Below are 15,180 nucleotides of genomic sequence, written 5' to 3'. Positions count from 1 at the left end.
GCCCGGCGGCTCGCCAGAGGATATGCAGCCGGCTCAGAGACTATTGGGGCTTTCATGACCACCTTCGACGACCGCGAACAGGGTTTCGAACGCAAGTTCGCGCTGGAGCAGGAACAGGAATTCAAGGCGACCGCGCGCCGCAATCGCCTGCTGGGCGAATGGGCGGCCGAGCTGATGGGCCTGGCGACGGTCGAGGAGTACGCCCGCGCCGTCGTGAAGTCCGATTTCGAACAGCCCGGCGACGAGGACGTGCTGCGCAAGGTCGCCGGCGACCTGAAGGGTTCGGGCGTCAATGTCAGCGAGGGCGAGGTCCGCCGGAAGATGGACGAGTTGCTGGCCCTGGCCCGCGGCCAGATCGCCGCCGGCGAGTAGAGCCCGGCGGCTGTGGCCGCGAATAATTCTAATGAGTGTGCAAGGCCCGGCCGCGCGGTTCACCGCGGCCGGGCCTTGTCCGTTCAGGGGGCGCGCGACGGCCAGACGGGGTCCACGGATCGTTTACGCCTATAGGTAGATAGAAAAAGAGAAAGCTCGCTCAGGTTTCCTTTAGGTGTCGTCGCGTCTCGGATGTATCACTCTCGCAAAGGTCGATCTTATGTCGACCTACAACAGGAGGATGCGTCCATGGCTGACGATGTTGGTACCCTTCATACCCAGAAGGCCGGCGACAAGGTCGGGCTCTATTTCGTCAAGGCGGTGGTCGGCAACGTCGGCACGCCCGGCGCGCCGATCGTCAACCTGGCCCTGACCGTCCAGGCGGCCTCGGGCCATGTCAGCGGCATCGCCGAGGTGAACCAGGCGGTGCTGGGCGGCAACCATCGCTTCCCGGTTACCGGCCAGATCTATCAGACCGGTTTTGGCCCCAACCACCAGCTGGTCTCGCTGAGCGGCGAGTTCGTCTACAGCGTGCCGCCGCCCGCTATCGGCTCGTTCCTCGTCAAGTTCACGGCCGCGCTCTCGGTCGACCAGACCTGGAACGGCTCGGGCGGGTTCAACTACCTGAACACCCACGTCGAGCACGTGCCGGTCAAGCACATCGCCTGATCCGGACGTTTCAAGGCGTAGGCCCGCGTCGCCCGGCCCCCATCGGGCGGCGCGGACTTTTCCGCGTCACCAGACCCGCGAGCGGGCCTCGGGCGCGAGGTAGTAGGCGTCGCCGGGCTTGACCCCGAAGGCGTCGTACCAGGCGTCGACATTGCGGGTGGGGCCGACGACGCGGAACGACGACGGCGCATGCGGGTCCGACGCCATCTGCTGCTTCAGCGAATCGTCGCGGGCCTTTTCCTGCCACGACTGGGCGAAGGCCAGGAACAGGCGCTGGTCGCCGGTCAGCCCGCCGAGCACCGGGGCCGGCTTGCCGCCCAGCGAGGCGTGGTAGGCGTCCAGGGCCACCTGCAGGCCGGCCAGGTCGGCGATGTTCTCGCCCATGGTCAGCTTGCCGTTGATGTGGGCGCCGGGGACCGGCTGGTAGGCGTCGTACTGCTTGCCCAGCACGTCGGCCTGGGCGTCGAAGCGCTTGGCGTCCTCGGCGGTCCACCAGTCGCGCAGCTTGCCTGTGGCGTCGATCTTGCGGCCCTGGTCGTCGAAGCCGTGGCTGATCTCGTGACCGATCACCGCGCCGATCGCCCCGTAGTTCACCGCCGGGTCGGCGGCCGGGTCGAAATAGGGGGCCTGCAGGATGCCGGCCGGGAAGACGATCTTGTTCTCCAGCCCGCCGTTGTAGGCGTTGACGGTCTGCGGGGTCATGCCCCACTTGCCGTGGTCGACCGGCTTGCCCAGGTCGCTCAGCGTATAGGCCCACTCGAAGCGCCGGCTGGCCGCGACATTGCCGTAGAGGTCGCCGGCGTCCAGCTTCAGGCCCGAATAGTCGCGCCACTTGTCGGGATAGCCGACCATCACCTGCATCTTGCTCAGCTTGGTCAGGGCCTCGGCCTTGGTCGCCGGGCTCATCCACGGCGCCTTTTCGATCCGGGCCGCCATGGCCGTCTTCAGGTTGGCGATCAGCTCGACCATCTGGGCCTTGGAGCTGGGCGGGAAGTACTTGGCGACATAGGTCTGGCCGACCATCTCGCCCAGGCTGCCGTCGACCAGCTGCACGCCGCGCTTCCAGCGGGGCCGCAGGGCCGACTGGCCGCTGAGGACCTTGGTGTACTCGAACCGGCTGTCGACGAAGCGCTTGGACAGGTAGGGCGAGGTCTCGGCCACGATGTTGAAGGTCTGCCAGGCTTTCAGAGTCTCCAGCGGCGTCTCGTCATAGATCTTGGCGATGTCGCGCACGGCGGTCTTCTCGCCCAGCACCATCTTGCTCAGGCCCGGCATGCCGGCGGCGGCCAGGTAAGGCGTCCAGGGGAAGGGCGCGAAGGTCGCCAGCTCGGCCGCGGTGGTCGGGTTGTAGGTCTTGTCGATGTCGCGGCGGTCGGCGACCGGCCAGCTGGCCTGGGCGATCTTGGTCTCGAAGGCCACGACGTCGGCGGCGCTCTTTGCCGGGTCCGGATAGCCGGCCATCTTCAGGGCCCGCTCGACGAAGGCCTTATAGGCCGCCAGCTGCGGCTTGAAGCCGTCGGTCAGGTAGTAGTCGCGGTCGGGCAGGCCCAGGCCCGCCTGGCCGACATAGAGGGTGTTGACCTCCGGGTTCTTGGCGTCCGGATAGATGTCCAGCGAGAAGACGCCGCCGCCGAACCCGCCCTGGGCCTGGCCCATGGCGACGGCGAAGTCGGCCTTGGTCTTGATCGCGGCGATCCGCGCCAGGTCCGCCTTCAGCGGCTTGTCGTCGACCGCCTCGACCTTGGCCTCGTCGATGAAGCTCTTGTACAGCGCGCCGATCTGGGTGGACGGCTCGGCCGTCTCGATCAGGGTGCGCAGCTGGTCCTGCGAGCGGTTGTAGACGTCGTAGCCGACCCCGGCCGAGGCCTGGTCGTCGGGGATCTTGGTGCGCGCCGCCCAGGCGCCGTTGGCGTACTTGTCGAAGTCGGCCCCCGGCGAGACGGACTTGTCGCCGGCGGTCAGGTCGACGCCCCAGTCGCCGTACATCGCCTTGGTCGGCGGATCGGCCGCGAGGGCCGCGGCGGGCAGGGTTGTTGACAGGGCGAACGCCGAAACGGCGGCCAGCAGGAACAGGCGCATAGGAAAGGTCTCCCCTCGAAGCGGGCGATGCTGCCCTAGTTCCGGGCGGGGCGCAGATGAAAAACCTGTAATGTCGCGGCGCGGTCCCGATTTGCCTTTCGCGCGTCTTGGCTAACTTACCTCGCTAAGCGGAGCTCTGATGACCGTCAGCCGGCTCTGGTAGGCAGGTAAGCCCGCAGTCCATTCCAGAGCGCGGCCTTCTGCTCGAACGACCGCGCCGCGTGGGCGGGGCTGGAGGAGGGCAGGGCCAGGGTGGCGATGCGGTCGCCGATCAGCCGCCCGCCCAGCCGGGCCGCCGTCCCGCCGTTGAAGGCCACGCGTTGCAGGTTCGGCAGTCTCGTGACCAGCGCGACCAGGTCGTTGGCGGCCGGGTCGCGGATGGCGGCGTCGAGGCTGCCGGGCCGCTCGGCCTCGGCGATCACGTCCCATAGGCCGACGCCGCGCGACAGCAGGGCGGCCAGGCGCGCCTCATAGGCCAGGGCGACCAGCGGGGTGTCGAGCACGCCCTCCATCAGCCGCCAGAAGGCGTTGCGGGGATTGCCGTAATACTGCCGCGCGGCCAGCGAGGCCTCGCCGGGCAGGCTGCCCAGGATCAGCACCCGGGTGCTCGCGTCGACGACGGGAGGAAAGCCGGATTTTCGGGTCATGCCGGATGTCCTGATTTCGCGCCCTTTCATATTAGGGTCGTCATCCCGGGCCTTGTGCCCGGGACCCCTCTGTCCGCCGCAGGTGCGAAAGGGGTGGCGCGCCTGCGCGCCAAGGCGCTTCACCATCAGCTGAACCAGGGGTCCCGGGCACAAGGCCCGGGATGACGATCATATAAAGGTAGGAGCGAGGCCCCCCTCAGCCCTGCTCGCCGAACACCCGCTCGAAGATCACATCGACGTTCTTGGTGTGGTAGCCGTAGTCGAACAGCTCCTCGAGCTCGGCGTCCGACAGGGCCTTCGACACGACCGGGTCGGCCTTCAGGAAGTCGATGAACAGGCCTTCGCCGCGCCACACCTTCATCGAGTTGCCCTGCACGGCGGCATAGGCGTCCTCGCGCGACACGCCCTTCTGGGTCAGGGCCAGCATCACCCGCTGCGAGAACACCAGGCCGCCCAGCTTGTCCAGGTTCTTGGCCATGTTGTCGGGATAGATGTTGAAGCGCTCGATCACCCCGGCCAGGCGGCGCAGGGCGAAGTCGAGGTGGATGGTGGCGTCCGGGCCGATGCCGCGCTCGACCGACGAGTGGCTGATGTCACGCTCGTGCCAGAGGGCGACGTTCTCCATCGCCGGGGTCACGGCCGAGCGCACCAGCCGGGCCAGGCCGGTCAGGTTCTCGGTCAGGATCGGGTTGCGCTTGTGCGGCATGGCCGACGAGCCCTTCTGGCCGGGATCGAACGGCTCCTCGGCCTCCAGCACCTCGGTGCGCTGCAGGTGACGGATCTCGGTCGCCAGGCGCTCGACCGACGAGGCCACCACGCCCAGGGCGGCGAAATAGGCCGCGTGGCGGTCGCGGGGGATCACCTGGGTCGAGACCGGCTCGACCGCCAGGCCCATCTTGTCGGCCACATGCTGCTCGACCCGCGGGTCGACATTGGCGAAGGTGCCGACCGCGCCCGAGATCGCGCAGGTGGCGATCTCGAACTTCGCCATCGCCAGGCGCTCCTTGGCGCGCTGGAACTCGGCGTAGTAGCCGGCCAGCTTCAGGCCGAAGGTGATCGGCTCGGCGTGGATGCCGTGGCTGCGGCCCACGCACACCGTCATCTTGTGTTCCAGGGCCCGGCGCTTCAGGGCCGCCAGGATCAGGTCGACGTCCTCCAGCAGCAGGTCGGTGGCCTTGCTGAGCTGCACGGCGAAGCAGGTGTCCAGCACGTCGCTGCTGGTCATGCCCTGGTGCAGGAAGCGGGCCTCGGGGCCGACGATTTCCGAAACGTGGGTCAGGAAGGCGATGACGTCATGCTTGGTGACGCGCTCGATCTCGTCGATGCGGTCGCTGTCCCAGACCGCGTCGCGGCCCTTTTCCCAGATCGTCTCGGCAGCGAGCTTGGGGATCACCCCCAGCTCGGCCATGGCGTCGGCGGCGTGGGCCTCGATCTCGAACCAGATCTTGTATTTGGTCTGGCTGGACCAGATGGCGGCGGCTTCGGGGCGGGAATAGCGGGTGATCATGAGGCGGGCGTTTGGTCCCGTCCGCCGGGTGAGTCAAGGGAAGGGGATTATTACTTGGGATGAAGGCCTGAGCGTTTCCAGAATGGCGCTTCCCTCCCCCTTGTGGGGAGGGTGGCCCGCGTAGCGGGTCGGGTGGGGAGCGGTGCAGGGCGTCCGGTGGGTTTGCTGGCTGACTCAGCAGCCCCCCACCCGACCCTGGCGCTGCCAGGGCCACCCTCCCCACGAGGGGGAGGGAAAGGACTTATGCTCGGCCTATTGCGAGCAAAGCCCCGCGATTTCAATGCCTTGAACTTTCTCGACCCGATTTGATCCCCACCCCTTCAGACCGCCCTTATCCTGATCCCACCTGAAGGCATGGGGAGGGCGCACGTACGGCGACCGATGCGGCCTTCGGGGGTGGTCGAGCGGGAAGCGTTTGTCGGTGGTCTTGAGTGACGCTTCGGACGTCCTGGGCAGGTTCCTTGCAACACAGGACGAAGCCCTGGCGACGAAGGATCGGCGGACGCAACAGGCCTGGGCTGAAATCGCCCAGGCGGTCCAGGACGCGCCAACGTCCTGCCCGTCGGGGGCCTCCATCGGAGCGGGTTAAAAATCCGCGACCCGAAGGCTTCCGGATAACGGCCGCGCGAAGCGCTCGTCTTCGTCGAAACGGTACAAAACATCAAGCTACTCCGGGCGAGGCCCGGGCGCTTCGCACCCTTCCCATCAAGCTCAGCGGTTTTCGCGTGAGGCGGCGAAGCCGCGTCCGCGATCGGGGACAGGCGCATGCGCCTGTCCCCAGCCCGGCCTTAAGCCTGGGCCGCCGCCCGCTCCCGCATGTGCTTGACCATGCCGATGGCGGCCAGGGCGTAGTGCAGGGCGGCCCAGGCGTAGAAGCACAGGAGGACAATGATGCCCTGCTGCGTCGAGCGGGCCATGGCGCCCTTGCAGAGCGCGGCCAGGTCGGCGGGCGAGCCCTTGGGGGCCAGGCCGCCCGGGCACTGGGCGGTGAAGCTGGCCGCGCCGGGCTCGGTGAACGCGCCGCCTAGGGCGTGGAAGATGCCGGTCGACCCCGGATGGTTGAAGTTGAACTGGGCCAGATGGTCGATCAGCCAGCCCGTGAACCACGGCCCGCCGCCCAGGGCGATCAAGTTGAGGAAGAAGAACAGCAGGGCCGTGGCGGTGGCGCGGCGGCGCGGCTCGACCGAGTTCTGGACGACGCCGAAGGTCGGGGCCAGGTAGGTATAGTGGAAGATCCCCGGAACCAGCAGGATCAGGGCCAGCATCTTCCAGTCGGTCTGCAGATAGGCGGTGATGTAGATCGGCGTGCAGATCAAAAGACCGAGGGCCGGCACCAGGGCGTACCACTTGGCGCTGCGCTTGCCCGACCAGTCGGTCAGGAAGCCGCCGACCAGGGTTCCGACCCCGGCCGAGAAGCCGCCGATCAGGCCGACGATCAGGCCGACCTCGGCCAGGCCCAGGCCGAAGCCGCGGACGAAATAGGGCGGCACGAACGCCCCCGAGCCGTACGAGCCGAACGAGGCGATGGTCACGCCCAGCATCATGTGCAGCACGGGCCACTTGCCGAACAGCACGGCCATGACCGCGCCCAGCTCCTTGAATTCGTTGACCAGCGAGAACGGCGGCTTGGCCGGCTCGATGACGACGTCCTCGGCTTCCAGGGGCCGTTCCTTGACCTCCGAATGGCCGCGCGGCGGTTCCTTGACGACCAGCTTGACCAGCACGGCCAGCAGGATGCCGGGCAGGCCGACGATCACGAAGGCCACGCGCCAGCTGAACTCCTGGGCCAGCCAGCCGCCGGCCACCGCCCCGAACATCGTGCCCAGGGGAATGCCGAACGAATAGATCGACAGGGCCGAGGCGCGCTTCTTGGGCTCGTAATAGTCGCTGATCAGCGAATGGCTGGGCGGCGAGCAGCCGGCCTCGCCGACCCCGACGCCGAAGCGGTAGAGGGCCAGTTGGGCGAAGCTGGAGGCGCTGCCGCACAGGGCCGTGAAGCCCGACCAGATCACCAGCGACACCGAGATGATCGTCACCCGGTTCCAGCGCTCGGCCATCCGGGCGATCGGGATGCCCAGCAGGGTGTAGAGCAGGGCGAAGTACAGGCCGCCCAGCAGGCCCAGCTGGGTGTCGGTCAGCTTGAGGTCGACCTTGATGGCCTGGCCGATGGTGGCGATGATCGTGCGGTCGATGAAGTTGAAGGTGTAGGTGGCCAGCAGCAGCCCCAGCACCGCGGCCTTGTAGCCGTTCGAATACAGCGGCGGTCCGCCGGCTTGCGAAAATGGCGGCTTCGCGCCGCTCGGCGTCTTCGCCTGCGCCATCCTGGGCCTCTCCCTTCAAACATTTGTTCTAATCGTTTGGCCGACTGTAGACGTAACGGAAGCGCCAAGGCCAGAGGGGAAATCCGGGCGGTTTGGCGGCCGCTGGATGAACGCCGGACAACGAGGGCGCCCGGGCTCGTTCAGGCGCGAGAGTCTTCAATGGGCGCACGGCCGCGACAGACGGTCTTGCAGGAGGTCCGCCATGTACGCCTTGCCCCGTCCGCAACCCGCGCCGACCGCCCGGTCCGCCGAGATCGTTCCCGTCGAGGAACTGAACCGCGCCCGGACGCTCCGCGCCCTGGCCCGCGATCCTGGCCCGCCCGCCGAGCCGTGTCCCTGGGCCTACGTCTTTCCACGGCCGCCGGCCGGCGAAAACGACTAGGCGACAGCTGGCGGCGTTGTCCCGGACGAGCGCTCGGGCTAAGCCCAGGGCTCCCCCCGTTCGCCAAGGAGGCTCGCCATGGAAATCGTCGTCGGCACCAAGAAGTGGTCCAGCTGGTCGCTGCGCCCCTGGCTGGCGCTGAAGCGCACGGGCCAACCGTTCAAGGAAACGGTGATCGAGCTGCGCCAGGCCGGAGCCTCCGAGGCCGAGATCGCCAAGCACTCGCCCAGCCATCTGGTGCCGGCGCTCAAGGACGGCGACCTGGTGGTCTGGGATTCGCTGGCGATCTGCGAATATCTGGCCGAGACGTTCCCGACCGCCAAGCTGTGGCCGCAGGACGCCGCGTTGCGGGCCCTGGGCCGGTCGGCGGCGGCCGAGATGCATTCGGGCTTCACCTCGCTGCGCGGCGAATGCCCGATGGCGCTGGAAGTCGCCCCCGCCGCCGTGGCGATCTCCGAGGCCACCCAGAAGGATGTGCGCAAGATCGTCGAGCGCTGGAACCAGCTGCTCAAGCGCTCGGGCGGGCCGTTCCTGCTGGGCGACTGGTCGATCGCCGACGCCTTCTACACCCCGGTGGCGACCCGCTTCCGCACCTATGGGATCCACCTGTCGGACTATGGCGACACCGGCGCGGCCGGCGCCTATTGCGAGCGCCTGCTGCAGACGCCAGAGTTCCTGGCCTGGGAGGCGGACAGCCTAGCCTGAGGAGGCCAAGCCGCCCATCCGGCCCTGGAAACCTCGTCCTCCGGCAGGCTCAGGATGAGGTTTTCTACCGCCGCGGCCCGCACAATGGTCCTCATCCTGGGCTTGCCGAAGGACGAGGACCACGCACTGGGCTCGAAGGCCGGTTCGCCCAAAGGTCAGTCCCCGGTCGGGAACATCGCGAAATAGGGTTCGGCCTCCTGCAGCACCCGCGCGAACGACGGACGGGCCAGCAGGCGGTCGAGATAGGCCGAGACGGTGGGATGGCTCCCGCCCAGCGGCGCCACCTTGTTGGCGTAGAACAGGGCGGGGGCCGCCGCGCAGTCGGCCAGGCTGAAGGCCTCGCCCGCCGCCCAGGTCCGTCCCGCCAACTGGCCTTCCAGCAGGTCGTAGGCCATGGCCAGCTGCGCGCGGGCGTGGGCCACGCCATGCGAGTCCTTGGCGTCGGCCGGCCGTATCCGGTCGCCGACGATCTTCTGCATCGACTCCTGGACATAGTTGTCGAACAGGCGGTCCAGCAGCCGCACCCGCAACGCACCCTCGGCGTCGTCGGGGATGAACCGCACCGGACCGGGATAGGCCGTCTGCAGGTATTCGATGATGATCGAGGTTTCCGGGACCGTACGGTCGCGCGCCTTGTCGACCAGCAGCGGCATCTTGGCCGTCGGCCACAGCGTCTTGAACGCGGCCACGACCGCGGGGTCGCTCAGGTCGACCAGACGGGCCTCGAACGGGGTGTCGTTCTCGTAGAGGGCGATCAGCACCTTCCAGCAGTACGAGGCCAGCGGGTGCATGTGCAGGGTCAGGGACATGGGAACTCCGGAAAGGGGGGCGGGGACACGTTTACGGGCGTGTCCCCGGCTCGTGGCGCGGCGTCAGGCGTCTTCGCCCTGGCGCTCCAGCTCGACCGCCAGCTTTTCGTAGAGGTCGCGGCACCCGGCCTCGCGCTGGGCGGGGATGTCGTAGCCGTCCAGGAACGCGCCCTGTTCGGTGTAGGTCAGGCGCGTGCCCTTGCCCTCCGGCTTCAGCTCGATCGTGGCGACCGACACCGAGATGCGGTTGCCGTCGATGTCCATGGCGTAGGCGCTGATGATCCGCTGGTCCGGAACGATGTCCCAGTAGGTGGTCTCGTTCAGGACGATCATCTTGCCGTCGGGGCTGAAGCGGCCGTGCTCCTGGCCGCCGACCCGGAAATCGTAGGTGTATTCGGCCACCGGCCAGCCCTCCGACTTCACGAACCAGCGGTCGCGCGCCTCGGAATTTGAGAACGCCTTGAACACCCGGGCCGGCGAGGCGTCGTAGACCCGGTTGATGACGAAGGTGGCGTGGACAACGGAGCGTTCGGTCATGGTCGTATCCTCTTTGCGTGTGTTGAAGGTCAGTTGTCTTCGTCGCCGGCCGTGGCGCGCAGGTACTCCCCCAGGCGGTCGAGCTTGCGTTCCATGAGCACGCGGCGTTCGTTGATCCAGGTCTCGGCGGCGCTGAGGGCCTCCGGTTCCAGGCGGCAGGTCCGCACCCGTCCCACTTTCTCCGAGCGGATCAGGCCGCTGCCCTCCAGCAGCTGCAGGTGCTGCATCACCGAGGGCAGGGACATCGCCAGGGGCTGGGCCAGTTCGCTGACCGAGGCCGGGCCGGCGCAGAGCCGCTCGACGATGCTGCGCCGGCTGGGATCGGCCAGCGCCTGGAACATCAGGTCGAGCGAGGGTTGTTGGTTAGTCATGTGCCTAAGTATCTTCGCGCCGCGCCTAGCGTCAACAGATAGTTTGGCAATTACCTAAGTATTTTGGTCCGCCCGACGAAAAACGCCCCGGACGCAAGGTCCGGGGCGTTCGACGCGAGCAGGCCCGCGGGGCCGAAAGGGGAGGATCGGCGCCGGGCCGCTCGACGCTAGAACCGCGTGGACAGGGCGACGAACCCCTGGCGCGGCGGGATCGGGAAGGTCGAATAGCTGCCGGCCGGCTGCGAGACGGTGACGTTCAGGTCGCCCTTCTTCTGGCCGAGATTGGTGATGTTGGCGCTGAGTTTCAGGTTGTCGATCGGCCAGTTGGCTGGGGTCTGGAAGTCGTAGCTGACCTGCAGGCTCAGCAGCAGGTAGCTGTCCACCTTCAGGTCGTTGGTGTAGGTCGCGAACCGTTCGCCGACATAGTCGCCGATCAGCTGGGCCTCGAACGCGCCGAAATTGGCGCTGGCCACGAACTTGTTCATCCATTCGGGGCTGCCGGGGACCTTCTTGCCGGCGATGCGCACGACCGTCGGGGTGATGACGCCGCCGACCGTGGTCGAGCCGCTGGTATAGTCGTCCTGATAGACCGACCGGTTGTAGGAGACCGCGTCGTAGAACGAGAAGTGATCGCCCAGCTGCAGGGTCAGGGCCAGGTCGACCCCGTCGGTCTTCACCGCGCCGACATTCTGGACAATGGCCGCGCCGCCGATGATCGAGATCGCCGCCGCCGACGGCGCCACGCCCAGCAGGCGGTTGCTGAAGTCGGTGTGATAGACGCTCAGCTGGCCGTCGATGCCGGTGATCGGCCCGAAGGCGACCTCGCGCTTGCCCCGCACGCCGGCCTCGTAGGTCCAGGCGGTTTCAGGTTCGGCGGTCCGCTTGAACTGGTCGAAAGCCGCCTGGCTGCCCAGGCTGAACGGCGACAGGCCGCCGCCGCCATAGGTCTGGAAGTGGCGCAGGTTCTTCTGGACGTTGACGAAGGCCTCCATGCCGCCGTCCAGAGTCCAGACCGCGCCCAGCTGGGGCAGGAACCACTCCTTGGTCTTGATATTGCCCACCGGCAGGCCGGTGGAATTGACCAGGGAGCCGACGATCGGCTGCACCGGCACCGCGCCCGTGGCGTCCTGCACGCTGCTCTTGAAGCCGCCCTGCAGCACCAGGTTCTCGCGGATGCGCCACTGGTCCTGGATGTGGAACTGGTAGACCTTGTTGTCGATCTCGCTGCCGTACTGGGTGATCAGCCAGCCGGTCGGCACGTCGTAGGGCGTGGTCGGGTGGTTGACGTCGAACGGGTACCAGCGGCGATAGGCCGACGACTTGTTGTGCTCATACCAGAAGCCGGCCTCGATCTGGTGTTCGCCGATCGTGGCGCTCAGGGTCGAGATCCCGCCCAGGCGATCGATCTGGTACTCGGTGGTGCGGGTCGCATAACCCGAATTGCCGAACACCTTCTTCAGGTCCTGATTGGGGAAATAGAAGTTGAACAGGGCCGGCAGGCCCGCCACCCGGATCGGGCCCGCGACGATGCCGCGGCCGTGGTCATCGTGATAGTAGACCTGGTTCGACCAGGTGACGTTGTCGGCCAGCTTGGCGTCGTATTTCAGATAGCTCAGATAGTCGGTGCGCTGGGCGGCGCTGAAGTAGTTGCGGTAGTTCTCGCCTTCCGAGACGGGGTAGTTGCCGGCCGCGTCCAGATAGTCCAGCGCCGCGTGGAAGTCCGGATAGAAGAACGGGCGGGTGTAGGGCTGGTAGCTGTCATAGGGCTTGCCGGCGCGGCCCGGGATGTAGCGGGTGGTGCCGTCCTCGTTCGGCTCGATCTTGTCGGAATAGGACAGGTAGAACGTCAGCTTGCCGGCCTCGCCGTCGCGCACGTATTTCAGGTTGGCCTGGTCGCCGCCCTGGTGGCCGCGGAAGTCCCAGGCCCGGGCGTCCTGGTGGGCGTAGGCGAAATAGGCGGTGTTGTTGCCGCCGAACGTGCCGGTGTCGACGCGCAGGAAGGTGCGGGTGGTCGCGTAGCTGCCGACCGTTTCGTTCAGCTGGCCGCCGAACTGGGCGCGCGGATCGCTGGTGAAGGTCTCGACGGCGCCGCCCAGATTGCTGGTCGAAGCGGTGCCCAGCGAGCCGGCGCCCGACGACAGGATGACCTTGCCGACCGCTTCGCTGATCACCGCGCGCTGCGGCGACAGGCCGTTGTAGTTGCCGTAGCTCTGGTCGCCCAGCGGCACGCCGTCCAGGGTGTAGCCCAGCTGCTGGCCGTTGAAGCCGTGGATGAACAGCGAGGTGTTCTGCTCGTTGTTGCCCCAGGGGTCGGCGGTCACGTAGAGCACGCCCGGCAGGGTCTGGATCGCCTTCAGTGGCGAAAGGCCCGGCAGGATCTTCTGCATTTCCGAACCGCTGAGCTGCACGGCCGAGCGGGTGGCGGACAGGCTGGTGACCAGCAGTTGCTCGACCGCGTCGGCGGGTTCGGCGGGTTCGGCGGCCGGCTCGACCGCGGCCGAGAGCGGGACGTCCGCCGCCTGGGCGACCGAGGCGATCGCCAGCACGCCGAACGCGCTGGCCGCCAGCAGGACGTGGCGAGCAGATTTGATGAGCATGGAACCCTCCGACCTCCGCCCCTGTCGGGCGTTTCAAGGTCCGGGGTGTTAGGGCAAGCGCGCGACGCTTCGACGAGGGTTTGGCGACGGGTTCATGACGCCGCCTCAGCCCGCCGCCGGATGGGCCTTTTTCCAGGCGGCGTAGGCGTCCAGCGCCTTTTTTGGGCTGGTGTTGAACCAGGCGTAGCCATTGCGGCGCTCCAGGCTCAGCGCGTTGACGTCGTCATGGATGGTCTTGTCGCGGTCGCCGAACACAGGGGTGTTGGTGGCCTTGGCGTAGTAGCGGGCCCACAGCGGGCCGGCGCCCGGCTTGGGCGTCAGCCGACGGCCGCCCTCGGTGTCGCGTCCTCCCGCCCAGGCCTGGTTGTAGATCGCGTGGGCGGCCAGGTAGTCGGCGCCGGCGTGGACGGCTTTCACCAGGGTTGGCGACGGGTTGGGCAGGCTCATCAGATAGAGCAGCAGGTCGGCGCTTTCTTCGGTCGACAGCTCGGCCGGTTCGAAGTTGCGGCCCGCCACCGGCTTCAGGGTCAAGGCGTCGTGTTGCTGGGCCCAGATCGTGCGCTTGCCGTCGACGATGACCTGGGTGGCCAGGACGCAGGTCACCGCCCGGTCGGCGGCCGAAGCGGCTTGCTTGCGAAGCTCGGCCGGTGCGAAGGCGTAGTCGCCCTGGCCGTTGGCGACGTCGGTCAGCAGGGACGCGGCCTCGGTGACGGCGTCGTCGTTATAGGTGATGGCGTCGTGATACCCGCCTTCCAGCGGCCAGACCTGAGGCCAGCCGCCGTTCGGGAACTGGGCCGCCAGCAGGTAGCGCACGCCCCGCAGGAAGCTGGCCCGCCAGGCCTCGCCCGCCGGCCCCGGCGCCTGTCCGGCGACCCGGGCCAGGAAGCGCAGCTCGGTGATGGTGGCGTCGTTGTCCAGGGTGCCGACATAGTTCCAGCGCGGATCGCGCGGGGTGTCGAAGTCGTCCACGCCCAGATGCTTGGAGACGTTGTCGGCGGCGTAGGGCTGGCCCGGCTGGCGCAGGGCGCCGGTGCGCGGCTGGTTCTTGCTCCAGCCGCCAGCCGGAGTCTGGAAGCTGACGATGACGTCGGCGATGTGGCGAGCCTCGGGCGTGGCGTACCAGGCCGCGTCGCGGTCAAGCGGCATGGCCTTGGGACCGCCGGGACCTTCTTCAGGCGGCGGCGGGGGCGGCTGGTCCGGTTTCAGCTCGGCGGCCAGGGCCGCCCGATCGGCCAGGTTCTGCTGCTCGGAGCGCGCCAGGTAGGCCTTCCAGGCGCCGCGGTCCTGGGCGGGCAGGGCGTCGATGCGCGCGGCGCTTATGGACTGGGCGGGCGTGTTGGTTCCGATCACGGCGGCTTGAGCCAGGGGCGCTGCGCTGCACAGCAGGGCAGCGCTCAGCGCCGCGGCGGGGAAGGGACGGAAAGTCATGGGCGGGTCCGACGATGGGCCGAGCTCGGCCGTTGCAGAACGGTCCGCCCAAAGCGATCGGAACGCACCCCATTTTTCGGCGCGCGAAGGGCCCGCTTTACGAAGGCGCGACGGGCGGCTTTGATCCGCTCCAGGCAGGAGGATGAGCGGTGACGCCAGGCGCGGCCGAGATCTTGGCCAGTGAGTTCGCCGACCCGTTGGTCGGCCGCATCGTCGCGTTCCTGCGCCAGGTTGGCATCCCGGTCGAGGTCTCGGCTCTGGAGGGCGAGACCTTCCTGCCGGGCGTGGCGGTGACGGGCGACGGTCTGCAAGTGGATCCGGCGCGCCTGGCCTGGCCGGGCGACCTGCTGCACGAAGCCGGCCACGTGGCGGTGAGCGATCCGGGCCGACCTGACGAGGGCGTCTCCGACGATCCCGGCGAGGAGATGGCCGCCCTGGCCTGGTCCTTCGCCGCCGCGACGCACATGGGGCTGGACGCCTCGGTGCCGTTCCACGACGGCGGCTATCGCGGCGGCGGCAAGGCTCTGGCCGAGATGTTCAGCCAGGGCGGCTATGTCGGCGTGCCGATGCTGGCCATGTGGGGCCTGACGGTCGAACCCCACCGCGCCAAGGCCGCCGGTGCGAGGCCCTTCCCGCACATGCTCGCCTGGCGGCGGACCTAGGTGTCGTTTCCAAGAAGGTTGTTCACACGCTGCCAGGGTGTGAGACCTTTGATGCCGGCGTGTGGGCGGGCAAGGTTGTAGGCGTCGGTCCACG

Annotated in this window: 14 protein-coding genes; 5 read left to right on the top strand and 9 right to left on the bottom strand. The window is 68.0% G+C overall.

Annotation, left to right across the window (positions count from 1 at the left end; translation table 11 throughout):
- The first annotated feature begins 54 nt into the window (after positions 1 to 54).
- Positions 55 to 372 carry a DUF1476 domain-containing protein gene (locus ASD47_RS11860; protein WP_012287466.1) on the top strand — a complete coding sequence of 106 codons (318 nt, stop codon included), beginning with the start codon at positions 55 to 57 and terminating at the stop codon, positions 370 to 372.
- A gap of 249 nt (positions 373 to 621) precedes the next feature.
- Positions 622 to 1,041 (top strand): DUF1842 domain-containing protein, encoded by a 420-nt coding sequence (locus ASD47_RS11855; RefSeq protein ID WP_056756328.1) that lies wholly within the window; start codon positions 622 to 624, stop codon positions 1,039 to 1,041.
- A gap of 66 nt (positions 1,042 to 1,107) precedes the next feature.
- Here ASD47_RS11855 and ASD47_RS11850 read toward each other — a convergent pair whose 3' ends face one another.
- The 4 genes from ASD47_RS11850 to ASD47_RS11835 form a co-directional block, all read right to left on the bottom strand.
- A complete protein-coding gene (locus ASD47_RS11850) occupies positions 1,108 to 3,120 on the bottom strand; it encodes a M13 family metallopeptidase (protein ID WP_056756324.1) in 2,013 nt (670 codons plus the stop codon).
- Between the two features lie 146 nt (positions 3,121 to 3,266).
- Positions 3,267 to 3,767: a DNA-deoxyinosine glycosylase gene (locus ASD47_RS11845; protein ID WP_056756319.1), complete on the bottom strand. Its 501-nt coding sequence runs from the start codon at positions 3,765 to 3,767 to the stop codon at positions 3,267 to 3,269.
- Positions 3,768 to 3,963: 196 nt separating this feature from the next.
- The gene (gene purB / locus ASD47_RS11840; protein ID WP_056756315.1) at positions 3,964 to 5,274 is read right to left on the bottom strand and encodes an adenylosuccinate lyase; all 1,311 of its coding nucleotides are present in this window, start codon (positions 5,272 to 5,274) and stop codon (positions 3,964 to 3,966) included.
- A 788-nt stretch (positions 5,275 to 6,062) separates the two neighbouring features.
- Positions 6,063 to 7,595, bottom strand: a complete 1,533-nt coding sequence (locus tag ASD47_RS11835) for an MFS transporter (RefSeq protein ID WP_056756312.1) — start codon at positions 7,593 to 7,595, stop codon at positions 6,063 to 6,065.
- Positions 7,596 to 7,797: 202 nt separating this feature from the next.
- Here ASD47_RS11835 and ASD47_RS11830 point away from each other — a divergent pair, with 202 nt between their 5' ends.
- Both ASD47_RS11830 and ASD47_RS11825 read left to right on the top strand, forming a co-directional pair.
- Positions 7,798 to 7,977 carry a hypothetical protein gene (locus ASD47_RS11830; protein ID WP_056756310.1) on the top strand — a complete coding sequence of 60 codons (180 nt, stop codon included), beginning with the start codon at positions 7,798 to 7,800 and terminating at the stop codon, positions 7,975 to 7,977.
- Positions 7,978 to 8,055: 78 nt separating this feature from the next.
- Positions 8,056 to 8,682, top strand: coding sequence for a glutathione S-transferase family protein (locus tag ASD47_RS11825; protein ID WP_056756307.1), 627 nt, complete (start codon positions 8,056 to 8,058; stop codon positions 8,680 to 8,682).
- Between the two features lie 155 nt (positions 8,683 to 8,837).
- Here ASD47_RS11825 and ASD47_RS11820 read toward each other — a convergent pair whose 3' ends face one another.
- The 5 genes from ASD47_RS11820 to pelA form a co-directional block, all read right to left on the bottom strand.
- Complete coding sequence (locus ASD47_RS11820; RefSeq protein ID WP_056756303.1) at positions 8,838 to 9,491, bottom strand: glutathione S-transferase family protein; 654 nt, start codon at positions 9,489 to 9,491, stop codon at positions 8,838 to 8,840.
- Between the two features lie 63 nt (positions 9,492 to 9,554).
- Entirely contained in the window at positions 9,555 to 10,028 is a 474-nt protein-coding gene (locus tag ASD47_RS11815; RefSeq protein WP_056756300.1) for an SRPBCC family protein, read from the bottom strand.
- A gap of 29 nt (positions 10,029 to 10,057) precedes the next feature.
- On the bottom strand, positions 10,058 to 10,399 hold the full coding sequence (locus ASD47_RS11810) for a helix-turn-helix transcriptional regulator (RefSeq protein WP_056756297.1): 342 nt from the start codon (positions 10,397 to 10,399) through the stop codon (positions 10,058 to 10,060).
- A 167-nt stretch (positions 10,400 to 10,566) separates the two neighbouring features.
- Positions 10,567 to 12,996, bottom strand: a complete 2,430-nt coding sequence (locus ASD47_RS11805; protein ID WP_056756295.1) for a TonB-dependent receptor — start codon at positions 12,994 to 12,996, stop codon at positions 10,567 to 10,569.
- A gap of 105 nt (positions 12,997 to 13,101) precedes the next feature.
- Positions 13,102 to 14,424, bottom strand: coding sequence for a pectate lyase (pelA, locus tag ASD47_RS11800; RefSeq protein WP_056756292.1), 1,323 nt, complete (start codon positions 14,422 to 14,424; stop codon positions 13,102 to 13,104).
- A 149-nt stretch (positions 14,425 to 14,573) separates the two neighbouring features.
- Between pelA and ASD47_RS11795 the strand changes: the two genes are divergently transcribed.
- Positions 14,574 to 15,086: a hypothetical protein gene (locus tag ASD47_RS11795; RefSeq protein ID WP_056756289.1), complete on the top strand. Its 513-nt coding sequence runs from the start codon at positions 14,574 to 14,576 to the stop codon at positions 15,084 to 15,086.
- The last annotated feature ends 94 nt before the right edge of the window (positions 15,087 to 15,180 follow it).

Source organism: Caulobacter sp. Root1472, assembly GCF_001426985.1.
Taxonomy (GTDB): domain Bacteria; phylum Pseudomonadota; class Alphaproteobacteria; order Caulobacterales; family Caulobacteraceae; genus Caulobacter; species Caulobacter rhizosphaerae.
This window is presented reverse-complemented; position numbering and strand designations above follow the sequence as displayed.